The 24,454-nt window shown below is 37.2% G+C and carries 22 protein-coding genes, 8 tRNA genes and 1 riboswitch; of the genes, 1 reads left to right on the top strand and 29 read right to left on the bottom strand.

Annotated elements, in window-relative coordinates:
• Positions 1-8 precede the first annotated feature (8 nt).
• The 15 genes from rplN to rpsL form a co-directional block, all read right to left on the bottom strand.
• The gene (rplN, locus tag AC1RPV_RS03830) at positions 9-377 is read right to left on the bottom strand and encodes a 50S ribosomal protein L14 (RefSeq protein WP_409022023.1); all 369 of its coding nucleotides are present in this window, start codon (positions 375-377) and stop codon (positions 9-11) included.
• Between the two features lie 52 nt (positions 378-429).
• On the bottom strand, positions 430-696 hold the full coding sequence (rpsQ, locus tag AC1RPV_RS03825; RefSeq protein ID WP_057974633.1) for a 30S ribosomal protein S17: 267 nt from the start codon (positions 694-696) through the stop codon (positions 430-432).
• A gap of 25 nt (positions 697-721) precedes the next feature.
• The gene (rpmC, locus tag AC1RPV_RS03820) at positions 722-916 is read right to left on the bottom strand and encodes a 50S ribosomal protein L29 (RefSeq protein ID WP_057974634.1); all 195 of its coding nucleotides are present in this window, start codon (positions 914-916) and stop codon (positions 722-724) included.
• Positions 906-1,340: a 50S ribosomal protein L16 gene (gene rplP / locus AC1RPV_RS03815; protein WP_057974635.1), complete on the bottom strand. Its 435-nt coding sequence runs from the start codon at positions 1,338-1,340 to the stop codon at positions 906-908. The genes rpmC and rplP overlap by 11 nt, the downstream gene beginning before the upstream one ends.
• Positions 1,341-1,343: 3 nt before the next feature.
• Complete coding sequence (gene rpsC / locus AC1RPV_RS03810; RefSeq protein WP_057974636.1) at positions 1,344-2,000, bottom strand: 30S ribosomal protein S3; 657 nt, start codon at positions 1,998-2,000, stop codon at positions 1,344-1,346.
• A gap of 13 nt (positions 2,001-2,013) precedes the next feature.
• Complete coding sequence (gene rplV / locus AC1RPV_RS03805) at positions 2,014-2,367, bottom strand: 50S ribosomal protein L22 (RefSeq protein ID WP_409022022.1); 354 nt, start codon at positions 2,365-2,367, stop codon at positions 2,014-2,016.
• Between the two features lie 14 nt (positions 2,368-2,381).
• The gene (gene rpsS / locus AC1RPV_RS03800) at positions 2,382-2,663 is read right to left on the bottom strand and encodes a 30S ribosomal protein S19 (RefSeq protein WP_057974638.1); all 282 of its coding nucleotides are present in this window, start codon (positions 2,661-2,663) and stop codon (positions 2,382-2,384) included.
• 42 nt (positions 2,664-2,705) lie between these two features.
• The gene (gene rplB, locus AC1RPV_RS03795; RefSeq protein ID WP_409022021.1) at positions 2,706-3,539 is read right to left on the bottom strand and encodes a 50S ribosomal protein L2; all 834 of its coding nucleotides are present in this window, start codon (positions 3,537-3,539) and stop codon (positions 2,706-2,708) included.
• A gap of 32 nt (positions 3,540-3,571) precedes the next feature.
• The gene (rplW, locus tag AC1RPV_RS03790) at positions 3,572-3,856 is read right to left on the bottom strand and encodes a 50S ribosomal protein L23 (RefSeq protein WP_409022020.1); all 285 of its coding nucleotides are present in this window, start codon (positions 3,854-3,856) and stop codon (positions 3,572-3,574) included.
• Positions 3,856-4,479 (bottom strand): 50S ribosomal protein L4, encoded by a 624-nt coding sequence (gene rplD / locus AC1RPV_RS03785; RefSeq protein WP_409022019.1) that lies wholly within the window; start codon positions 4,477-4,479, stop codon positions 3,856-3,858. Before rplD ends, rplW begins: the two co-directional genes overlap by 1 nt.
• A 20-nt stretch (positions 4,480-4,499) precedes the next feature.
• Complete coding sequence (gene rplC / locus AC1RPV_RS03780; protein WP_481761616.1) at positions 4,500-5,132, bottom strand: 50S ribosomal protein L3; 633 nt, start codon at positions 5,130-5,132, stop codon at positions 4,500-4,502.
• 46 nt (positions 5,133-5,178) lie between these two features.
• Positions 5,179-5,487 carry a 30S ribosomal protein S10 gene (gene rpsJ, locus AC1RPV_RS03775; RefSeq protein WP_057974643.1) on the bottom strand — a complete coding sequence of 103 codons (309 nt, stop codon included), beginning with the start codon at positions 5,485-5,487 and terminating at the stop codon, positions 5,179-5,181.
• 343 nt (positions 5,488-5,830) lie between these two features.
• Positions 5,831-7,924, bottom strand: coding sequence for an elongation factor G (gene fusA / locus AC1RPV_RS03770; protein WP_409022017.1), 2,094 nt, complete (start codon positions 7,922-7,924; stop codon positions 5,831-5,833).
• A gap of 93 nt (positions 7,925-8,017) precedes the next feature.
• A complete protein-coding gene (gene rpsG, locus AC1RPV_RS03765) occupies positions 8,018-8,488 on the bottom strand; it encodes a 30S ribosomal protein S7 (protein WP_057974645.1) in 471 nt (156 codons plus the stop codon).
• A gap of 46 nt (positions 8,489-8,534) precedes the next feature.
• The gene (gene rpsL / locus AC1RPV_RS03760; protein ID WP_057974646.1) at positions 8,535-8,945 is read right to left on the bottom strand and encodes a 30S ribosomal protein S12; all 411 of its coding nucleotides are present in this window, start codon (positions 8,943-8,945) and stop codon (positions 8,535-8,537) included.
• Positions 8,946-9,197: 252 nt separating this feature from the next.
• Here rpsL and AC1RPV_RS03755 point away from each other — a divergent pair, with 252 nt between their 5' ends.
• Entirely contained in the window at positions 9,198-9,890 is a 693-nt protein-coding gene (locus tag AC1RPV_RS03755) for a prepilin peptidase (RefSeq protein WP_481761617.1), read from the top strand.
• Between the two features lie 35 nt (positions 9,891-9,925).
• Here the strand turns inward: AC1RPV_RS03755 and AC1RPV_RS03750 are convergent, their stop codons facing one another.
• The 14 genes from AC1RPV_RS03750 to AC1RPV_RS03685 form a co-directional block, all read right to left on the bottom strand.
• Positions 9,926-11,251 (bottom strand): nucleobase:cation symporter-2 family protein, encoded by a 1,326-nt coding sequence (locus tag AC1RPV_RS03750; RefSeq protein WP_481761618.1) that lies wholly within the window; start codon positions 11,249-11,251, stop codon positions 9,926-9,928.
• 65 nt (positions 11,252-11,316) lie between these two features.
• Positions 11,317-11,414, bottom strand: a riboswitch (purine riboswitch).
• Between the two features lie 143 nt (positions 11,415-11,557).
• On the bottom strand, positions 11,558-15,211 hold the full coding sequence (gene rpoC, locus AC1RPV_RS03745) for a DNA-directed RNA polymerase subunit beta' (RefSeq protein ID WP_481761619.1): 3,654 nt from the start codon (positions 15,209-15,211) through the stop codon (positions 11,558-11,560).
• A gap of 96 nt (positions 15,212-15,307) precedes the next feature.
• Positions 15,308-18,898, bottom strand: a complete 3,591-nt coding sequence (gene rpoB, locus AC1RPV_RS03740; protein WP_481761620.1) for a DNA-directed RNA polymerase subunit beta — start codon at positions 18,896-18,898, stop codon at positions 15,308-15,310.
• A gap of 264 nt (positions 18,899-19,162) precedes the next feature.
• Positions 19,163-20,509 (bottom strand): glutathione-disulfide reductase, encoded by a 1,347-nt coding sequence (gene gorA, locus AC1RPV_RS03735; RefSeq protein ID WP_481761621.1) that lies wholly within the window; start codon positions 20,507-20,509, stop codon positions 19,163-19,165.
• 65 nt (positions 20,510-20,574) lie between these two features.
• Positions 20,575-23,052, bottom strand: a complete 2,478-nt coding sequence (locus AC1RPV_RS03730) for an ATP-dependent Clp protease ATP-binding subunit (protein WP_481761622.1) — start codon at positions 23,050-23,052, stop codon at positions 20,575-20,577.
• A gap of 14 nt (positions 23,053-23,066) precedes the next feature.
• The gene (locus AC1RPV_RS03725) at positions 23,067-23,534 is read right to left on the bottom strand and encodes a CtsR family transcriptional regulator (protein ID WP_481761623.1); all 468 of its coding nucleotides are present in this window, start codon (positions 23,532-23,534) and stop codon (positions 23,067-23,069) included.
• Positions 23,535-23,663: 129 nt separating this feature from the next.
• A tRNA-Pro gene (locus AC1RPV_RS03720) sits at positions 23,664-23,737 on the bottom strand.
• Between the two features lie 12 nt (positions 23,738-23,749).
• Positions 23,750-23,823 (bottom strand) — tRNA-Arg (locus AC1RPV_RS03715).
• Positions 23,824-23,851: 28 nt separating this feature from the next.
• Positions 23,852-23,940: transfer RNA gene (locus tag AC1RPV_RS03710), tRNA-Leu, on the bottom strand.
• Between the two features lie 11 nt (positions 23,941-23,951).
• A tRNA-Gly gene (locus AC1RPV_RS03705) sits at positions 23,952-24,023 on the bottom strand.
• A 15-nt stretch (positions 24,024-24,038) separates the two neighbouring features.
• Positions 24,039-24,114: transfer RNA gene (locus AC1RPV_RS03700), tRNA-Thr, on the bottom strand.
• 14 nt (positions 24,115-24,128) lie between these two features.
• Positions 24,129-24,210, bottom strand: a tRNA-Leu gene (locus AC1RPV_RS03695).
• Positions 24,211-24,228: 18 nt separating this feature from the next.
• A tRNA-Lys gene (locus tag AC1RPV_RS03690) sits at positions 24,229-24,301 on the bottom strand.
• Positions 24,302-24,304: 3 nt separating this feature from the next.
• Positions 24,305-24,377, bottom strand: a tRNA-Val gene (locus AC1RPV_RS03685).
• Positions 24,378-24,454 lie beyond the last annotated feature (77 nt).

Genomic DNA, 24,454 nt, shown 5'->3' with positions numbered 1-24,454 from the left:
TGGATTTCTTATAATACTTCGGGTGCTAAAGAAACAATCTTCATGAAATTGTTATCACGTAATTCACGTGCAACAGGTCCAAAGATACGTGTACCTTTAGGGCTTTTATCATCTTGGATGATAACGGCAGCATTTTCATCAAATTTGATGTATGAACCGTCAGCGCGATGAGCACCTGATTTTGTACGTACGATTACAGCTTTAACAACTTCACCTTTTTTGACAACACCACCTGGTGTTGCATGTTTAACAGTAGCAACAATAACGTCACCGATATTAGCAGTTTTACGCTTTGATCCACCTAAAACTTTAATAGTTAAGATTTCTTTTGCGCCTGAATTGTCGGCAATTTTTAAACGACTTTCTGTTTGTATCACAGTAAGTGTCCTCCTTTCGATAGCAAATTAGAAATACGAATGGCAATTATGCTTAAGCAATAACTGCTTTTTCAACGATATCTAATAAACGGAATCTCTTAGTTGCTGACAACGGACGAGTTTCCATAATTTGAACGATATCGCCGATTTTTGCTTCGTTATTTTCATCATGTGCATAGAATTTTTTAGAATAAGTCACACGTTTACCGTAGGTTTTGTGTGTCTTGTATGTTTCGATAAGAACACTAATCGTTTTATCCATTTTGTCGGATACAACGCGTCCTTGATAGACTTTACGTTGGTTACGAGTTTCACTCATGCGTAAATGGCCTCCCTTTCGTAATCTACTTGTTTAATTCTTGTTGGCGTAATGCCGTTTTAATACGAGCAATTGTTTTACGTACTTCACTTAAGCGTGCGGTATTTTCTAATTGACCGGTAGCTAATTGGAAGCGTAAGTTAAACAATTCATCTTTAAATTCTTGTTCTTTGGTAATCATTTCAGCAGTGGTTAATTCATTAATTTCCTTAGCCTTCATGTGATTCGCCACCTACTTCCTCACGTTTTACAATTTTAGTTCTCACTGGAAGTTTGTTTGATGCTAAGCGTAAAGCTTCGCGAGCAACTTCTTCGGGAACACCGGCAACTTCAAACATGATCTTTCCACGTTTAACTGGAGCTACCCATCCTTCAGGAGCACCTTTACCAGAACCCATTCGAACACCAATTGCTTTTGCAGTATATGATTTATGAGGGAAAATTTTAATCCATACTTTCCCACCACGTTTCATATGACGGTTAATAGCGACACGAGAAGCTTCGATTTGACGGTTAGTGATCCATGATGATTCAAGAGCCTGTAAACCGAATTCTCCAAAAGCGACTTCTTTGCCACCTTTAGCTTCCCCACGCATTTTACCACGGAATTCACGACGGAATTTTGTACGTTTAGGTACTAACATAGGTTATTTCCCTCCTTTCACAGCGTTTTTCTTAGCTGGTAAGATTTCACCACGGTAGATCCAGACTTTAACGCCTAATTTACCGTAAGTAGTCATTGCTTCAACCCAAGCGTAGTCAATATCTGCTCTTAAGGTATGTAATGGAACTGTACCATCTGAGTAGCTTTCAACACGAGACATATCAGCTCCGTTAAGACGGCCAGCAACTTGAACTTTGATACCTTTAGCACCAGAGCGCATTGTACGTTGCATAGCTTGTTTAACAGCACGACGGAATGCGACACGGTTTTCTAATTGTTCCGCAACGTTTTCGCCGACTAATTGAGCATCTAAATCAGGACGTTTGATTTCAACAATGTTGATATGCACACGTTTACCTGTTAAATCATTTAATTCTTTACGAAGTTTTTCAACTTCAGCTCCACCTTTACCGATAACCATACCAGGTTTAGCAGTATGGATTGAAACGTTAACACGTTTTGCAGCGCGTTCGATTTCAACGATAGAGACAGAAGCGTCGGTTAATTTTTCTTGAATGTATTTACGGATGTGTAAATCTTCATGAAGGTAGTTTGCAAAATCTTTTTCTGCATACCATTTTGAATCCCAATCACGAATGATACCTACACGTAATCCCGTTGGATTTATTTTTTGACCCACGCGTTATCCCTCCTTATTTTGTAGTTTCAGATACAACTACTGTAATGTGACTCGTACGTTTGTTAATTGGTGAAGCTGATCCTTTAGCACGAGGACGGAAACGTTTTAAAGTTGGTCCTTCGTTAGCAAAAATATCAGTAATAACTAAGTTTTCACCATCTAAATCAAAATTATTTTCTGCATTAGCTACAGCAGAAAGTAAAACTTTTTCAATGATTGGGCTTCCGGCTCTGGGAGTAAATCTCAAAATACCGATAGCTTCAGCAACACTTTTACCTCTGATAAGATCGATTACCAAGCGAGCTTTACGCGCTGGAATACGAACAGTTTTGGCGGTTGCTTTTGCTGATGTTACTTGTTCAGCCATGTGTATAACCTCCTTTATTTAACTGTAGTTTTCTTATCGTCAGATCCGTGACCACGGAAAGTACGTGTTGGAACAAATTCACCCAACTTATGACCAACCATATCTTCTTGCATAAAAACTGGAACGTGTTTACGTCCATCATATACAGCGATAGTTAGACCAATGAAGTTAGGGAAGATTGTTGAACGACGTGACCATGTTTTGATAACTGTTTTCTTTTCTTGATCAGTTTGTGCTTCGACCTTTTTCATCAAATGTTCATCGACGAATGGTCCTTTTTTTAGACTACGACTCAATGTGAATCCTCCTTCCGGAATATAGCTTAAGCAACAAGTAAATTATTTCTTGTTGCGTCCACGTACGATAAATTTGTCTGATTGGTTTTTCTTTGAACGTGTTTTGTAACCCATCGTCTTTTGACCCCAAGGAGACATAGGTGATGGACGACCAATTGGAGCTTTACCTTCACCACCACCATGAGGATGATCGTTAGGATTCATAACTGATCCACGAACTGTAGGACGTTTACCAGCCCAACGAGCACGACCAGCTTTACCAATTTTGATTAATTCATGTTGTTCGTTACCAACAGCACCGATAGATGCGCGACATGTTGATAAGATCATGCGAACTTCGCCTGATGTCAAACGAACAAGGACGTATTTACCTTCTTTACCAAGTAATTGTGCAGAAGCACCGGCTGAACGAGCAAGTTGTCCACCCTTACCTGGTTTTAATTCGACATTATGAATAATTGTACCAACTGGGATATCTTGAAGAGCTAATGCGTTACCAACCTTGATATCTGCTTCTTTACCAGATTGAACCATCATGCCAACTTCTAATCCTTTAGGAGCAATGATGTATGATTTGATACCATCAGTATATTGTAATAATGCAATATTAGCTGAACGGTTTGGATCATATTCAATTGCTTTAACAGTTGCTGTTACATTGTCTTTAACACGCTTGAAATCGATCAAACGGTATTGACGTTTATGACCACCACCACGGTGACGAACAGTAATGCGACCATAGTTATTACGGCCGGCAGTTCTGCTTTTTGATTCTAGTAATGATTTTTCAGGAGTTGATTTAGTAATTTCTGAGAAATCAGAACCAGTCATATTACGACGACCGTTAGTGGTTGGTTTGAATTTTTTAATTCCCACGTTGTTTTCCTCCTAGTTTACAAAATTTTAGATTATTCTTCGAATAATTGGATTTCTTTTGAGTCGGCAGTTAAAGTAACAATTGCTTTACGGCGTTTTTTAGTATAACCAGCATAGCGACCTTGACGTTTTAACTTACCTTTAACATTCATGATATTTACTTTTACAACTTTAACGCCAAAAATATCTTCAATAGCTTTTTTGACTTCAATTTTAGTTGCACGAGTATCAACGTCGAATGTGTAAACTTTGTTAGCCATTCTATCCATTGCTGCTTCGGTGATGACTGGGCGTAAGATAATATCTCTTGATTCCATTATGAAAGAGCCTCCTCTACTTGAGAAAGAGCTGCTTGAGTCATGACTAATTTATCATTGTTGATAACGTCAAGAACGTTAACACCTTTAGCTTCTACTACTGTAACATTTTGTAAGTTACGAGCTGCTAAAGCAACGAAATCATTGCCAGGTTCAAGAACTATTAATACTTTTTTGTTGATATCTAAGTTACTTAAAACTTCTTTGAAAGTTTTTGTCTTTGGTTGTTCGAAGCTAAGTGCATCGACCATAACCACGCTGTTATCCAATACTTTTTGTGAAAGTACTGATTTAAGAGCTAAACGGCGAACTTTTTTAGGTAATTTGTAACTGTATGAACGAGGAGTAGGGCCAAATACGACACCACCACCACGCCATTGTGGGCTACGGATAGATCCTTGACGAGCACGACCTGTACCTTTTTGGCGCCATGGTTTTCTACCACCACCTGAAACTGCACTTTTGTTTTTAACTGAATGAGTTCCTTGACGTAATGATGCACGTTGCATGATTACGGCGTCAAAAATGACATTGTCGTTAGGTTCGATTCCAAAAATAGCGTCGTTTAATTCAACTTCACCATTTTTAGTACCATCTTGTTTTAATAATGCGACTGTTGGCATTTTGAAATTCCTCCTTCCTGTTATTTAGCGTCTTTTGTGACGTTTTTAATTGTAACTAATGTTTTGTTTGCGCCTGGTACGTTACCTTTAATCAAGATAACATTACTATCAACGTCAACACGAATAATTTCCAAGTTTTGGACAGTTACGCGTTTGCCACCCATGCGACCTGGTAATCTCTTACCTTTGAATACACGGTTAATAACGGCACCCATTGAACCAGGACGACGATGATAACGAGAACCATGAGTCATAGGACCTCGTGATTGTCCCCAACGTTTGATATTTCCTTGGAAACCATGTCCCTTAGACGTACCCGTAACGTTAACGATATCGCCAGCTGAGAATGTATCAACTTTAATTTCGTCACCTACGTTATATTCTCCAAGCTCAACATCGTTAATTTCACGAACGAAGCGCTTAGGAGTAGTATTTGCTTTTGCTGCATGACCTTTAGCAGGTTTGTTTGTTAATACTTCGCGCATGTCTTGGTAACCTAATTGAATTGCTTCGTAACCATCGTTTTCAATTGTTTTCAATTGTAAAACAACGTTTGGCGTAGATTCAATCACTGTAACTGGTACCAATTCACCATTTTCAGTAAAAACTTGTGTCATACCTACTTTTTTTCCTAAGATTCCTTTTGTAGTCATGAGTACACCTCCAATATGTTTGTATTTTTATTTTTGTAACTCTGTTTTATAATTTGATTTCAATATCAACGCCACTAGGTAAGTCAAGTTTCATCAATGAATCAACTGTCTTAGGTGTTGGGTTAACGATATCAATCAAACGTTTATGTGTAAGCATTTCGAATTGTTCACGTGAATCTTTATGCTTATGTGGTGAACGTAAAACTGTGTATAATGTACGTTCTGTTGGCAATGGAATTGGTCCAGAAATTGTTGCCCCTGTTCTTTTTGCAGTTTCAACAATCTTGTCAGCAGATTGGTCTAAAATACGGTGTTCGTAAGCTTTTAAGCGAATACGAATTTTTTGTTTTGCCATTTTGTTCCCTCCTTCGTCTATTTTAAAAATAAGACTAGCTCCGTGTAAGTGACCGACACACCTTGCGTGGCAAAGCTGCCGGGCGTGTCGCAATCTTTCACATCTTAGCTCATTCTATGAAACCCTATCGCAGGGCGTAATACGCCATCTGTTTTTGGGTACTTATCTATACTACTAGAGATAAAGCCTTATGGCAAGTGCTTTCTTATTTTTTTTCAAAGTTTCTCATTATATAATCATAATTAACATTTTTAAAACTTTTTTTATTTTCCAAATGTTATTTTACCACAAAAAAAGAAGCTATCAACAAGTGATAACTTCTTTTATAATTCAGACCAACTAATTAATCAGTAGCTGTTCCGTTTTTCTTCATAATTTCTTCTTGGATTGATTTTGGTACAGCTTCGTAATGATCAAATGTCATTGTGAATGTACCACGTCCTTGTGTAGAAGAACGTAAAGTAGTTGCGTAACCGAACATACCTGAAAGAGGAACCATTGCGTTAACAACTTGTGCATTTCCGCGAGCTTCCATACCTTCAACACGTCCACGACGAGCAGTTACATGTCCCATAACATCACCTAAGTAATCTTCAGGAGCGACAACTTCAACTTTCATCATTGGTTCAAGAATAACAGCACCAGCACTCTTAGCAGCTTTTCTCAATGCCATTGAGGCAGCTACCTTAAATGCTGATTCGTTAGAATCGACATCATGATATGATCCATCATATAACTTAGCTTTAACATCAATAAGTGGGTAGCCTGCAAGAACACCATTTTGCATAGCTTCTCTCAAACCTTGTTCAACTGAAGGAATATATTCACGAGGAACAACCCCACCGACGATAGCGTCTTCGAATGCGAAACCGCCACCCTCTTCATTAGGTGAGAATTCAACTGTAACATCACCATATTGACCTTTACCACCAGATTGACGAACGAATTTACCTTGTGCAGAAACAGTTTTTGTAAATGTTTCACGGTAGGCAACTTGTGGTTCACCAACAGTAGCTTCAACGTTAAATTCACGTCTCATACGATCAACGATGATATCCAAATGCAATTCACCCATCCCAGCGATTAAAGTTTCACCAGTTTCAGGGTTAGTTTCAGCCTTGAATGAAGGATCTTCTTCTGCTAGTTTTTGTAAACCGATATCCATCTTATCTTGATCAGCTTTTGTTTTTGGTTCGATAGATACTTGGATAACTGGTTCAGGGAATTCCATTGATTCAAGGATTAATGGATGTTTTTCATCCGTTAATGAATCACCAGTTGTCGTATTTTTCAAACCAATAGCAGCAGCAATATCACCAGAGAATACTTCAGGAATTTCATTACGGTGATTTGAATGCATTTGAAGGATACGACCAACACGTTCACGCGTGTCTTTAGTAGAGTTCAAGACATAAGAACCAGCTTGTAATGTACCTGAGTAAACACGGAAGAATGTTAAACGACCAACGAAGGGATCCGTTGCAATTTTAAATGCTAAAGCAGCGAAATCTTTGTCATCACCGGCTGTGATTTCAACTTCTTCATCTGTTTTAGGATCTACTGCGTTATAAGGTTTAACATCTAAAGGAGATGGTAAGAAATCATTAACAGCATCCAACATCATTTGAACACCCTTGTTTTTAAATGCTGAACCAGCAAGAACTGGGTACATTTCAAGATTTAATGTTGCTTTACGGATAGCAGCTTTGATTTCATCTTTAGTAATTTCCACACCATCAAGATATTTTTCCATAAGCTTTTCATCAACATCAGCAACGGCTTCAACTAAAGCTTCGCGACGTTTTGTAGCTTCTTCTAAATATTCTTCAGGAACGTCAATACTTTCCCATGTAGCACCTAAATCTTCGTTATCATATAAATCGGCTTTCATTTCGATTAAATCAATAACACCTTCAAAATCATCTTCAGCACCAATTGGCATTTGGATAGGAACAGCATTTACTTGAAGACGATCTTTGATTGTGCCTACTGAGTAATCAAAATTAGCACCCATTTTATCCATCTTATTGATGAAAACGATACGAGGAACTGAATATGTTGTAGCTTGACGCCAAACGTTTTCAGTTTGTGGTTCAACACCAGATTGACCATCTAAAACAACAACGGCTCCATCTAAGACACGAAGTGAACGTTCAACTTCAATAGTGAAATCCACATGTCCTGGAGTATCGATGATATTAATACGATGTTCTTTCCATTCAGCAGTTGTTGCAGCTGATGTGATTGTGATACCACGTTCTTGTTCTTGTTCCATCCAATCCATTTGTGAAGCTCCTTCATGAGTTTCACCAATTTTATGAATTTTACCAGTATAGTATAAAATACGTTCAGTAGTTGTTGTCTTACCAGCATCGATATGAGCAACAATCCCGATATTACGCGTTTTTTCTAGTGGGAATTCGCGTTTATTTGCCATTTTGTAGTATCTCCTTTCGATTCTAAAATAGATTCAAAAAAATGACTACTATATCGATTATCAAAATCATATAATAGCCATTCTTTTATAAAATTACCAGCGGTAATGTGCGAATGCTTTATTAGCGTCAGCCATTTTATGTGTATCTTCACGTTTCTTAACTGATGCACCAGTATTGTTTGCTGCATCCATGATTTCTTTAGCTAAACGTTCTGGCATAGTATGTTCCCCACGTAAACGTGCGTAACTTACTAACCAACGTAAACCTAAAGTTGAACGACGATCAGGGCGAACTTCAATTGGCACTTGGTAGTTAGAACCACCGACACGGCGAGCTTTAACTTCAAGTACAGGCATGATGTTTTTCATAGCTTCATCAAAAACTTCATTAGGTTCGTTTCCTGTTTGTTCTTTAATCATTTCGAATGCATCATACAAGATCTTTGATGCAGTACCACGACGACCATCTAACATTAAACGGTTGATTAAACGTGTTACTAATTTAGAATTGTAAATTGGATCAGGCAATACTTCTCGTTTTGGAGCTGGGCCTTTTCTTGGCATCTAAATAACCTCCTTAGATTCTATTTTTATTAGAATAACTTTATTCTTATTTAGGTCTCTTTGCGCCGTATTTTGAACGACTTTGTTTACGATCAGCAACACCGGCTGTATCAAGAGCACCACGGATAACATGGTAACGTACCCCAGGTAAATCTTTTACACGGCCACCACGAATAAGAACAACACTATGTTCTTGCAAGTTATGTCCAATACCAGGAATGTAAGCTGTAACTTCAAGTAAGTTAGATAAACGCACACGCGCATATTTACGTAAAGCAGAGTTAGGCTTTTTAGGTGTCATTGTTCCGACACGAGTAGCAACCCCACGTTTTTGTGGTGCAGGATTATCTGTTTGAACTTTTTTGTAACTGTTATACCCGAAGTTTAATGCGGGTGCACCAGATTTTGAACCTTTAGAATTACGACCTTTACGAACTAATTGATTAATTGTTGGCATCTAAAGTTTCCTCCTTCCTTATTATAGGTTAATTGTTTTTTAAGTCCACACATCCAGGTGGTTCATTTTTTAATAATAAAAAATAACGTCCTAGACGTCTGTCTTATAATGCGCTGCTGTTATACAGAATCTCAACTATGTAGATGAATTAACTGTTCACAAAAAGCACCTTACACAGAATATCACGGTATTTAATATACGTCAATGGTATTTACACTAAAAAGCGTATTTTTTAATAGGAGGATTTAAATTATGTTAATTAGTTATTTATTTTTACTAGGTGCTTGCCTAGGTTCATTCATCACCTGCATTGCCACACGCTGTGCATTGAATCAGAATCAATTCAACAAAAGATCAATCTGCGACTATTGTGGTACAAAAATACCTTGGTTTGATCTAATTCCTATCTACGCTTATCTTAGATTACACGGACACTGTCGATTCTGCAAGGGAGAATTCCCAGCCTATTCATTTATTTTTGAATGTAGTTTGGCCGCCATGTTGCCCTTATCTTTCACTCAACTATCTCTTTTTGAATTTCTATTACTTATAACGTTCTTATTTTATTTAACTTTTCTATCAGCTATGGATTTCACTAACCGACTGATTTCTGGTCGCTTAACTATCGGTGGTGGAATACTATTCATCCTGTGGCATTATCTGTTATTTGGGTTTCCAGACTCACTAATAGCAATTAGCTTATTCAGTCTGTTTCTATTTGTCTTATGTTTTCAACAAAAGCTCGGCCTTGGCGATTTTATTTTACTGATTATCATTCAACTAACATTTGGTGTTCATTTTTGTTTGATTGCCACTCTTTTTGCTTGTATCAGCTCACTTATCTACTTTTTTACTGTAAAACAGAGTCGATATCAATTTTTCCCATTTGTCCCACATATAACGTTTGGCGTTTATATTACTATTGCGTTATCTTTCTTCATATAAATAAAAAAGCTAAGCAAATTTGCTTAGCTTTTACTTTAATCTTCGATTGCGTCATTCAAATGACCATAATTGAATAGAATATTTAAGATAACAGCCGACAGACTACCGACAACAAGTCCATTACCAAAAATGGTCTGGATTGTTAAGGGTAATGCTTGGAGTAATGCTGGTTGTACTGTTACACCAAGTCCTAAGCTGACCGAAATACCGATAATTAATAAATTACTATTACTACCTTCAACTTCGCGCAACATTTTAATACCTTGTGCACCAACCATACCGAACATAACTAACATAGCACCACCTAAAACGGCTGCTGGAATGACAGTTGCTGCTGCACCAATTTTAGGAAGTAACCCTAAAGCAATTAAAAAGAACGCTGAAAAATAAACAGGTTTCTTCGTTTTAATTCCTGATAGTTGCACAATTCCAACATTTTGTGAAAATGTCGAGTATGGGAACGTATTAAAGATACCACCTAAAACAGCTGCGATACCTTCAGCACGGTACCCTTTTTTTAAATCATCTTTTCTGATTGGACGACCAACGATATCTCCCAGCGCAAAAAATACACCAGTTGATTCAATCATAGTTGTTAACGCTGCTAATATCATAGTCACAATTGATGACCATTCAAATTTAGGGGCAGCAAACATAAAAACATGGGGTAATTGAAACCAATTAGCTTGGCTAACTGGGTCTAATGTTACTTTTCCCATAAATGAGGCAACGACCACACCAACTAAAATACCAATTAAGATACCCACTTGTTGAATGAATCCGCGGCCCCAAATGTTCAAGCCTAAAATAACGGCAATGGTTACACCTGCAACTATTAAGTTAGGGATACTACCAAATGATTTGGCTGTCACATCCCCACCGCCCATGTTGGTAAAGGCAACTGGAATTAACGTTAATCCGATTAACGTAATTAATGATCCTGTCACTACTGGTGGGAAGAATTTTCTAATGTTTGCAAAGAATCCCGAAATTAGAAATATAAAAATACCAGCAGCAATAATTGATCCATACATTGTTCCTAATCCAAAATGTTTTCCTACTGCAGTCAATGGTGCAACGTATTCAATCGCGCACCCAAGTACTACAGGTAAACCAATGCCAGTAAAACGTGTGCGTTTCAATTGTAATAATGTTGCAATCCCACACATGAAAATATCCATCGAAACTAAATAAGTAATTTGTTTTGTACTAAACCCAAGTGCAGCCCCAACTAATAATGGTACCAAAATGTCGCCTGAATACATGGCTAATAAATGCTGTAATCCTAATATTGCTGCTCTAAAATTTGATAAATTAGATTCATCCAAACTACTATTTTCTAATTCCGTGCTATTCTTCATTTGATCCTCCACATTATCTTTCACACTAATAAGTCGGATTTTCTATGGATTTCATGCCTAATACATGCTTGCTTTAACTCACATATAGTCCGGAATTTACGGCTCCGGGTAGAAACTAGCATCCATATCATGACATTATATAGGTGATCAGTATTTTTTATTGTATGACAATATTAACACAGTCTATTTACCCATACAATGGTTTGCGGACGTTATTAAAATGTAAGCGTTAATTGTTCGCTAATAAAGCACAAAAAAAAGAACAACTCTTAAATTAATAAGAATTGTTCTTTTTTAGCTATGACGTTAATCGTTCACGCTAGCTTCTTCTTCTTTCATTCGTTTCTCAATATCTGAGATTGAATAAACATTAGCTGAAATTGAACCTGTTTCTTTTGGTTTAATTTGACGGTAATCTGGCATACCAGTACCGGCAGGAATAATCTTACCAATAATAACATTTTCTTTCAGACCAATTAATGGATCATTCTTACCGCGAATAGCAGCATCCGTAAGAACACGAGTTGTTTCTTGGAATGATGCAGCTGATAAGAAACTGTTTGTTTCTAGAGATGCTTTAGTGATACCAAGTAAGACAGGACGTGAAGTAGCTGGAATGCCACCTTTGATCAATGTCTTATAGTTATCTTCTTTAAGATCCATGATATCCATTAAAGTACCTGGTAATACATTTGTGTCACCGGGATCCATAACGCGAACCTTACGTAACATTTGACGAGACATAACCTCCACATGCTTATCAGAGATTTCTACCCCTTGCATACGATATACTTTTTGAACTTCACGAAGAATATAATTCTCCGTAGAAAGAACATCACGAACTTGAATTAATTGTTTAGGATCAATTGAACCAACTGTTAGTGCTTCACCACGATGAATTTTATCACCTTCGGCAACTTTAAGAACAGCAGTATAAGGTAAACTATATGTTCGTGTATCAGTTTCACCTTTAACTGTTACTTCTTTAGTACGTTCAGCAGGATTTTCTTCAATTGCTTCAATCATACCTGTTACTTCTGTAATTTCAGCACGACCTTTAGGATTACGTGCTTCGAAGATTTCTTGAACACGAGGTAACCCTTGTGTAATATCATCTCCAGCAACCCCACCAGTATGGAAAGTACGCATTGTTAATTGAGTTCCGGGTTCACCGATTGATTGAGCAGCAACAGTACCAACTGCTTCACCAACTTCAACCTGATCACCAGTAGCCATATTACGACCATAACAATGTTCACAAACCCCATGCTTAGTGTTACATGTAAATGCTGAGCGGATAGTTACTTGTTCGATTCCAGCAGCGATAATTGCTTGCGCTTTGCTTTCTTCGATCATTTCGTTTGAAGCGACAATAACTTCACCAGTTTCAGGATTTTTAACGGTCTTCATTGCATAACGACCTAAGATACGGTCATACAATGGTTCGATCATTTCATTTCCTTCTTTAATAGCTGATACATCTAAGCCACGATCAGTGAAACAATCTTTCTCACGAATAATAACATCTTGAGCAACATCAACAAGTCGACGAGTCAAGTATCCAGAATCGGCAGTCTTCAAGGCCGTATCAGTCATACCTTTACGAGCCCCATGAGTTGAAATAAACATTTCCAACACTGACAAACCTTCACGGAAGTTAGAAATAATAGGTAATTCCATTGTTTTACCATTAGGAGCTGCCATCAAACCACGCATACCAGCTAATTGAGTAAAGTTAGAAATATTACCACGGGCTCCAGAATCACTCATCATTTGAATAGGATTTTGTGTGCCCAATGCTTCCATTAGTTTTTGTTGAATATCATCTTTTGCTTGTGTCCAGATAGCAATAACACGTTCATAACGTTCATCTTCTGTAATCAAACCTCGACGGAATTGTTTTGCAACTAAAGCAACTTGTTTATGAGCTTCTTCAATAATTGCAGGTTTTTCCTTTAAGTCAGTTACATCAGAAATACCAACTGTAATACCAGCATGTGTTGATTGATCATAACCTAAGTTTTTAAGACGATCTAACATCTTAGACGTTTCAGTTACTTTAAATCGTTTATAAACTTCAGAAATGATATCACTCAAGAATCCTTTTTTGAAAGGTAAAATAATTTCTTGTGCTTTAATAACATCACCAATATTTTGACCAGGTTCAACAAAATATTTGTCGGCTGTTTTATTAATTAAGTTATCATTCTTAGGTTCATTAATGTAGGCAAATTCATTAGGTAAAATTTCATTAAAGATTGCTTTACCAACAGTTGTTATCATAATGCGTTCTTTTTGCCAATCTGTAAATGGTTTACCTTCAGCAGCTAATGTTGCTGTTTGTAATCCAATACGAGTGTGCAAATGAACGTAACCATTACGGTAAGCCATTACAGCTTCGTTAGCATCTTTAAAGATCATACCTTCGCCTTCGCGGCCAGCTTCTTCCATTGTAAGGTAGTAGTTACCTAAAACCATATCTTGAGAAGGTGTTACAACTGGTTTACCATCTTTAGGTGCCAAGATATGATGAGCAGCTAACATAAGCAAACGAGCTTCTGCTTGTGCTTCATCAGATAAAGGTACATGGATAGCCATTTGATCTCCATCAAAATCAGCATTGTAAGCTTCACAAGCTAAGGGATGAAGACGAATTGCTTTACCATCAACTAAAATTGGTTCGAAAGCTTGAATACCAAGACGATGAAGTGTTGGTGCGCGGTTAAGGAGAACTGGATGTTCAACAATAACTTCTTCTAAAACATCCCAGATATCTTCATCGCGACGATCAAGTTTACGTTTAGCATTTTTAATATTTGAAGCCATTTCACGTTTAACAAGTTCTTTCATCATAAATGGTTTGAATAATTCCAAAGCCATTTCACGAGGAATACCACATTGATTCATTTGTAACGTTGGTCCAACAGCAATAACTGAACGGCCTGAATAATCAACACGTTTTCCAAGTAAATTTTGACGGAAACGTCCTTGTTTACCTTTCAACATATGTGAAAGAGATTTCAATGGTCGGTTACCAGGTCCAGTAACTGGACGGCCACGACGACCATTATCAATCAATGCATCAACAGCTTCTTGTAACATACGTTTTTCATTTTGAACAATAATACCAGGAGCGTTCAAATCTAATAAACGTTTTAGTCGGTTATTTCGGTTAATAACCCGTCTGTATAAATCATTCAAATCAGAAGTGGCAAAACGGCCACCTTCTAATTGAACCATTGGACGTAAGTCAGGTGGAATAATAGGAACAGCATCCATAACCATCCATGCAGGTTCATTTTCAGAAAGTAAGAATGCTTCTAAAATGTCCAAACGACGAACAGCACGTGTTCTCTTTTGGCCAGTAGCATCTTTCAATTCTTCTTTTAATTCTTCAGATTCACCAGCAAGATTAACATCACGTAATAAATGACGAATAGCGTCAGCACCCATTCCAGCTTCGAATTCAGTCCCGTATTCTTCACGTTTTTCACGATATTCACGTTCTGTTAATAACTGTTTCTTTTCAAGAGGTGTGTTACCAGGTTCAGTAACAACGTAAGAAGCAAAGTAGATAACTTCTTCCAAAGCACGAGGACTCATGTCTAAGACAAGACCCATACGACTTGGAATTCCTTTAAAGTACCAGATATGTGTAACTGGTGCAGCTAATTCAATATGACCCATACGTTCGCGACGTACTTTAGAACGAGTAACTTCAACACCACAACGATCACAGACGATACCTTTATAGCGAATACGTTTGTATTTACCACAGGCACATTCCCAATCTTTTGTTGGTCCAAAAATACGTTCATCGAATAGTCCGTCTTTTTCAGGTTTTAATGTACGATAATTGATTGTTTCGGGCTTTTTAACTTCACCATATGACCAGCTTCTAATCTTATCAGAAGATGCTAAGCCAATTTGCATGCTATCAAATTTATTGACATCGATCAAAGGACCGACCTCCCTTTAGTTTTATAGTGTGTTGGATTTCTCAAACTAAGCATTAGCTTCATCCACACAAATTTGAGTTCAGTAACTAAGCCAAAATTATTCTTTGTTCATTTCAGCAGCCATTTTTTCGGCTTCTTCTTTAGCTTTTTTCTCTTTTTGTTCATTAGCTAATTTGCTTAACGCATCCACATTAACGATATCATCATCGTCATCATCCATGTCACGTAATTCAATTTCAGTCTTTTTAGCATCAAGTACTTTCATATCTAATCCTAATGACTGTAATTCTTTAACAAGAACACGGAATGATTCAGGAACACCTGGTTTAGGAATTGGTTCGCCTTTGACAATTGCTTCGTATGTTTTCACACGACCCACAACATCATCAGATTTATACGTTAAAATTTCTTGTAACGTGTAAGCAGCACCATAAGCCTCAAGTGCCCAAACTTCCATTTCACCAAAACGTTGTCCACCAAATTGTGCTTTACCACCTAATGGTTGTTGCGTTACTAATGAGTATGGTCCTATTGAACGAGCATGGATTTTATCATCAACCATGTGAGCAAGTTTCATATAGTACATAACACCTACAGAAACACGGTTATCAAATGCATCACCTGTACGTCCATCATATAAGATTGTCTTACCATCATCTGAAATTCCAGCTTCTTTAAAGACATTCCAGATATCTGAATCGCGAGCACCATCAAAAACTGGTGTTGCAACATGGATACCTAATTTACGAGCAGCCATACCTAAATGAAGATCTAAAACTTGTCCAATATTCATACGAGAAGGAACACCCATGGGATTCAAAAGAATATCAACTGGTGTACCATCTGGCATGTAAGGCATATCTTCAGAAGGGACAACGATTGAAACAACCCCTTTGTTACCATGACGTCCAGCCATCTTATCACCCACACGTAACTTACGTTTTTGTGCAATGTAGATACGAACCATCATATTAACACCAGGACTTAATTCATCCCCTGCTTCACGAGTAAAGATTTTAACATCTTGAACAATACCGCCACCACCATGAGGAACTTTCAATGAAGTATCGCGTACTTCACGAGCCTTTTCTCCAAAGATAGCATGTAATAAACGTTCTTCAGCAGATAATTCAGTAACCCCTTTAGGTGTTACTTTACCAACTAAGATATCACCATCATTAACTTCAGCACCAATACGGACGATACCAAATTCATCAAGATCTTTTAATGAATCTTCACCAACATTAGGAATTTCACGAGTAATTTCTTCAGGTCCTAATTTTGTATCACGTGCTTCTGATTCAAATTCTTCAATATGAATTGATGTGTAGACATCATCACGAACAAGACGTTCGTTAATGATAACAGCATCTTCAAAGTTATAACCATTCCAAGTCATAAAGGCAACTAATGGGTTTTGGCCTAAAGCTAATTCCCCATTTTCCATTGAAGGACCATCAGCTAAAATTTCATCAGCATCAACATGATCGTTTACACGAACAATTGGACGTTGATTGTAGTTTTTACCACCATTTGAACGATGGAATTTCATTAATTTGTATTTATCTAAAGCGCCATCTTCACGACGAACACGAATTTCACGTGCATCAACGTATTCAACAGTACCTTCGTTTTTGTTAATTAAAGCGACACCAGAATCATGAGCTGCCTTATATTCAATACCTGTACCAACAAGTGGTGAATGAGGATTGATTAAAGGAACAGCTTGACGTTGCATATTGGCACCCATCAAGGCACGGTTAGAATCATCATTTTCCAAGAAAGGAATACATGCTGTAGCAACAGCCACAACTTGTTTAGGTGAAACATCCATGTAATCGACTTTATCAATACCGATTTCGATATTTTCTGAACGATTACGAGCCATAACGAGTTCATTTACAAATGAATCATCTTCATTTAATGGTGAGTTAGCCTGTGCAATAACATAGTTATCTTCTTCATCAGCAGTCAAGTAATCGATTTTATCAGTTACTTGATGTGATTCCCAGCTCACACGACGATAAGGTGTTTCAATAAAACCATATCGGTTAACACGTGCATAACTTGATAAACTATTAATCAAACCAATGTTAGGTCCTTCAGGCGTTTCAATTGGACACATACGACCGTAATGCGTGTAATGAACATCACGAACTTCATATCCAGCACGATCACGAGTCAAACCACCAGGTCCTAAGGCAGAAAGACGACGTTTATGTGTCAATTCACCAAGTGGATTAGTTTGATCCATGAATTGTGATAATTGAGATGAACCAAAGAATTCTTTAATAGAAGCCACAACAGGACGAATGTTAATCAATTGTTGTGGTGTAACAGTTGTTGTATCTTGAATTGACATACGTTCACGTACAACACGTTCCATACGTGATAAACCAATTCTAAATTGATTTTGTAGTAATTCACCAACTGAACGAATACGACGGTTACCTAAATGATCAATATCATCCACAGAACCAATATTTTCTTTTAAATTAAAGAAATAGTTCATTGAAGCAATAATATCAGCAGGTACAATATGTTTGTATTGTAAGTCAATATTGCCATTACCAATCATTGGCATCTCACGTTCTGGGTCTACTTGAGAATAAACCTTAACGATTTGAAGTACCATAGGTTCAGTAACAACACCATCTTCTGATGGGTGGTATGTGACCGTCTTGAAATCTTGACGATCAAGATATGGTGCTAAAGTTTCCATAACTTGTTTATCAATTACGGTATCTTTTTGTGCAAGTACTTCACCAGTATCTGGATCAGCCAATGTTTCAGCTAATGTTTGGTTCAATAAACGTGTTTTCAAGCTTAATTTTTTATTAATTTTGTAACGACCAACTGGAGCTAAGTCGTAACGTTTTGGATCAAAGAAACGAGCTGTCAATAAACTACGTGAGCTATCAGCTGTTTTAGGTTCGCCGGGACGTAGACGTTCATAAACATCTTTTAAAGATTCTTCAACACGTGAATCATCCGTATTTTTATGAACATCTTTTTCAAGTGTTAGCATTAAGCTATCATTGTTACCCAACATTTCAATAATTTCATCATCAGAACCAAATCCTAAAGCGCGGACCAATTCAGTTAATGGAATTTTACGTGTACGATCAATACGTACATATGAAATATTTTTAGCATCTGATTCATATTCTAACCATGCACCACGGTTAGGAATAACAGTTGTGCCATATGTTTCACGGCCATTTTTATCTAATGAACCATTGTAGTAAACCCCTGGTGAACGAACTAATTGAGAAACAATAACTCGTTCAGCACCATTAATGATAAATGTTCCTTGTTCTGTCATTAATGGGAAATCACCAAAGAAAACATCTTGAGATTTAATTTCGCCAGTTTCATGGTTAGTTAAACGTAATGTAACATGTAATGGAGCCGAATAGTTCGCATCATGTGCGCGTGCTTCATCTACAGTGTATTTAGGTTCTAATAATTGGTAATCAACAAATTCTAATGATAAGTTACCAGCAAAATCGTCAATTGGCATGATGTCTTCAAACATTTCACGAAGACCTTCATCCAAGAACCATTGGTAAGAGTCACTTTGAATTTCGATTAAATTAGGTAAATCTAAAACTTCTTTGATACGTGCGTAACTTCTACGTGTACTGTGTTTACCGTAGTTTACTAAATGTCCAGCCAAATTAGTCACCTCTCAAATTTATTCTGTAAACCTGCCAAAGTCCGATGATTTTATATTACAGTTTGATTACAAATTGCATACTAGACGAAAAAATCGGTTTTTTTGGCAAAAGAAAAAACAAAAACAGTTTATTTATTTTTAAATAATCACCATTTTTGTCTCTCTATAAGGCTTCTTACGGACAATAGATCGTAATCAGCTATAAAAATTCACAGTATTATACATTTAATTATCATATACGCTATTGAATCGGATGTCAACAGTTCGTGCTCATTAAGTCATCGTCACAAATTCTTCAGCACTCGTTGGGTGAATAGCAACTGTATCATCGAAATCTTTTTTAGTTGCGCCCATTTTAATTGCTACTGCAAATCCTTGTAGCATTTCGTCCATGCCTTCTCCAACACCATGTAATCCAACAATTCGTTCATCTTTACCAACCGTAATTAACTTCAGGTTTTCCTTCACCTTACTATCACCTAAACTATAACGCATTGGTGTAAATGATGATCGATAAATTTTTAGATTTTCTTGACCATATTCTAAAGTTGCTTCAGCTTCAGTTAAACCAATCGTTCCAGCAACTGGATGTGAGAATACCACTGTGGGTACCAATTTATAATCTAAATGTTCCGTAGGTTTATTATTAAACACACGCTCCATTAATCTTCGGCTAGCTGCAATTGCAACAGGTGTTAAGTCAAGTTTACCAATAACATCCCCAGTCGCATAAATACCAGCAACTGATGTATTTTGATACTCGTCGACCACAATAGTACCATTATCATTTAATTTAATATTTGTGGCAGAAATATTCATTTTATCGGTAACTGGTCGGCGGCCAACCGCCCAAATAACACAATCTACGACCAATGAGTCATCATTGGTAATAACTTCATATTTACCATCACTTCGCCGTTTCAACTCTGTCACCTTTGAGTTAAAACTAATATCAATTCCATTTTCTATATACGTTTCTGTTACATTTGTTGAAATTAATTCATCAAAATTAGGTAACAACGTGTCGTATTTTGCATACATGTGAACTTTTGACCCTAGTGCATTCAACGTTCCAGCAAGTTCAGTACCAATATAACCGTTTCCGATAACCGCAACTTTAGCAGGTAATTCTTTCAAATCATCAAAGAATTGATTAGATTCAATCCCATACGTTGCGCCAGGAATGTCGGGTATATTGGGTGTTCCACCAGTTGCAATTAGTATGTGCTCTGAGACATATTTTGAGCCATTAACTTCAACTGTTTGATTATCAATAAATTTTGCATAGCCTTTAATGACTTGTACCTGATTTTTATCTAAATTTCTGAAATATGCGCCATGTAATCGTTCAATATATGCAGAACGGTTAGCAACTAATTTTTCAAAATCAAGTTGCGGCTGTTGTTTAGTAAACCCATAATCAGTAGCTAAATCAAAATCTTGTGCTAACGCTGCTGCAGACCACATAATCTTTTTAGGTACACATCCAACGTTGACACAAGTTCCACCAATTTCATTTCCTTCTATTAAAATTACTTTTTTTCCAAAAGAACCAGCTCGATTTGCTGCTGCAATTCCAGCAGAGCCTCCACCAATTACAATAAGATCTATTTTTTCCATAGATAACACTCCTTTTCTAGTGATAAAAAAGGTGCAACTACATGAATAGTTACACCTTTTTAAGTTTACTTCACTGCTACTTTAGTTTTTGATTCTTTAATCGTTACTTTGATAACACCTTTTACAGCACCAATTGTAATATTATCATTATCTTTTATTTGACCAGAAAGAAGAATATCACTTAGACGGTCCTCAACTTCTGTTTGTAATGCACGACGAATGGGTCTAGCACCATATTCTGGATCAAACCCTGCCTTAGCAATCACATCAATTGCTGCAGGTGATATTTTAACCTTAATATCTTGTTCCTTCAACCTATCAATAACTTCTTTAGTCATCAATTTCACAATCTCATGTAATTCAACTTTAGTTAATGAATGGAATATAATTGATTCATCAATTCGGTTTAAAAATTCTGGACGAAAGGCTTTTTTAAGAGCCGCGCGAATTTTTCCAGACATTGCCTTATATTCATCTTTTTCAGATTCTACACCAAATCCAACAAACTTCTCATCACGAACGGCAGTTGCACCTAAGTTAGATGTCATAATGATAATTGTATTTCTAAAATCAATACGACGTCCTTTAGAATCTGTTAAGTATCCATCATCTAACACTTGAAGTAAAATATTAAAAACATCAGGATGCGCTTTTTCAACTTCATCCAAGAGAACAACAGAATATGGTGTCTGACGAACTTTTTCAGTCAATTGTCCACCTTCATCATATCCAACGTAACCTGGTGGCGATCCAATCAAGCGACTTGTACTATATTTTTCCATATATTCCGACATATCCACTCGAATCATTGCTTCTTCAGAGCCAAACATAGCTTCAGCAAGTGCCTTAGCTAATTCAGTTTTACCAACACCCGTTGGCCCAAGGAACATGAATGAACCAATTGGTCTTGCTGGATTTTTCAATCCGCTTCTAGCACGTCGAATAGCCTTTGCAATTGAGCTAACTGCCTCATTTTGACCAATAACACGTTTATGCAAAATGTCTTCAAGATGAATTAAGCGATCACTTTCACTTTTATTCAATTGTTGTACTGGAACACCTGTCCAATCAGAAACAATTCCTGCAATTTCTTCGCTAGTTACCTTTATATCATAATGTTCTGCACTAGACTTAACGGCAGCATTTTTTTCGGCTTCTAAATCTTCAACCTGCTTTTTAACACGCATTTCTTTTGTACGAATACCCGCAGCTAATTCAAAATCTTGCTGACTAACTGCATCATCTTTTTGTTGACGCAATTCGTCAAGTTGATCTTGTTTTTTACTTAATTTTGATTTAGTCCTTGGGCGCTCAATACGAACCTGAGCAGCGGCTTCATCCATTAAATCAATCGCCTTATCAGGTAGGAATCGATCAGTAATATATCGATTACCCATTTCTACTGCTGCTTCAATTGCATCATCGGTAATTTGCACGCGATGATGTGCCTCATATTTAGGTCGGAGTCCCTTTAAAATATCAACAGTCTGTGCTTCTGTTGGTTCTTTGATTGTGATTGTCGCAAAACGTCGTTCCAAAGCAGCATCAGATTCAATGTATTTTTGATACTCATCTAATGTCGTTGCACCAATAACTTGAACTTCACCACGAGCCAATGCAGGTTTTAATATATTAGATGCATCTATTGCACCTTCTGCACCCCCTGCACCAATTAACGTGTGTAATTCATCAATAAATAAAATAACATCTTTAGTCGTGTATACTTCTTTCAATATTTTCTTTAACCGATCTTCAAATTCACCACGATATTTTGTTCCCGCAACTAATGATCCCATATCAAGCATCATTAATCGTTTTCCAATCATGTCTTCAGGAACGTTTCCGTCAACTAATCGTTGAGCAAACCCCTCAGCGATTGCAGTCTTACCAACACCAGGTTCACCAATTAACACTGGATTATTCTTAGTTCGACGACTCAATACTTGAGTTAATCTTTTCACTTCAGAATCTCGACCAATTACAGGGTCAATCTGCTTATCACGAGCCATTTTAGTCAAATCACGTGCTAATTCATCTAATGTAGGTGTTCCCTCTTCTGGAGTTTGTTTACCACGATTCTTTTGTCTCATCTGAACTTCACTGACACCAAGTTGACGGAAAATCATTTTACGTACCTGCTTAACATCAGCACTTAATCCGCCCATAATTCTTGATGATAATATTTCATTATTACTTGTTAGCGCTAGTAAAAGATGCTCTGTACCCACCTTACTTGCATTTAAATTTTTAGCTTCATCGTTAGCAATTGATAAAATCATTTTTGCTTTTGGTGAGTAAGGTAAATAATTATCATTTTTATTTAATCTCAATGATCCATAACCAGTGAATCTTTCGATTTCTTCCATTATATCTTCTGGATCAACATTAAATTGTTTCAATACTTTATCTGCAATACCATTTTGTACTTCAGACAAAGCCAAAAGTAAATGTTCAGTACCAACGGCTTGTTGACGATAGTGTTTAGCAGCTTCCTGTGCTCGAATAAGAACTTCTTTTGCACTCGGCGTAAATAAATTATCCATATTATTACCTCTTTCTACTCTTCATATCGTAAGCGATTAATTAAATTAATCAACATTTTAGCGCGTATCATATTTTCTGATTCTGTATCCATACCAAGAAAAACATCTTTCTTTATTATAGCTAAAACTAAATTTGATTCTTTTTTTGTCAATGTCTTCTCATCATATAAACTTTGAATAATATCGTAACCTTCTTGTTGGGATACGTTTGTACCAATTAAATTTTCTATTGTTTGAATAAATTCTTGATCTACAAAAAGATTTACCTTTTCTATCCTAATATATCCACCGCCACCACGTTTACTCTCTACTACATATCCATTTTGAATAGTAAATCGCGTGTTAATAACATAATTTATTTGCGATGGTACACAATTAAATAATTCAGCAACTTCAGAACGTTTAATGACTATTTCTTTTTCGTCTAAAAGAATTTTCTTAAAATACTTCTCAATCACATCAGAAATATTCTGACCCTGCATATTCATCACCTCAAATAGTTTGACTAATGTTGACTTTCATTATACGAAATATAAATTAAAATTGAAAGTTATTTGTCCTAAACAAAAAAAGGAATTTAAACATAAAGTTTAAATTCCTTTTTCAATTAATCGGGAAAACAGGATTCGAACCTGCGACCCCCTGGTCCCAAACCAGGTGCTCTACCAAGCTGAGCTATTTCCCGAACACAAAAAAATGCACCCAGTAGGAGTCGAACCTACAACCTTCTGATTCGTAGTCAGACACTCTATCCAGTTGCGCTATGGGTGCATTAAAAATATAAAATTAAAACAATAAATGGTGCCGAGGACCGGAATCGAACCGGTACGGTGATCACTCACCGCAGGATTTTAAGTCCTGTGCGTCTGCCAGTTCCGCCACCCCGGCATTTATTGAAAAGCGGAAGACGGGATTCGAACCCGCGACCCCCACCTTGGCAAGGTGATGCTCTACCACTGAGCTACTTCCGCAAAAAAATTAAAAAATGGTGCCGACTAGACGATTCGAACGCCCGACCCCCTGATTACAAATCAGGTGCTCTACCAACTGAGCTAAGTCGGCATAACTGAAAATGATGCGGGTGAAGGGACTTGAACCCCCACGTCTTACGACGCTAGATCCTAAATCTAGTGCGTCTGCCAATTCCGCCACACCCGCAGAATGTGGAATTGAAAATGAGCCGTGACAGGCTCGAACTGTCGACCCTCTGATTAAAAGTCAGATGCTCTACCAACTGAGCTAACGGCTCAAATGGAGGTTACAGGGCTTGAACCTGTGACCCTCTGCTTGTAAGGCAGACGCTCTCCCAACTGAGCTAAACCTCCAAATAATAAAAAAAGCATGGCAACGTCCTACCCTCGCAGGGGGCGACCCCCAACTACTCTTGGCGCTAAGAAGCTTA

The sequence above is a fragment of the Dellaglioa sp. CoH-55-MRSF-9 genome, assembly GCF_056782155.1.
The sequence above is the reverse complement of the archived record's forward strand: the minus strand, read 5'-3'. Positions and strand labels throughout refer to the sequence as shown.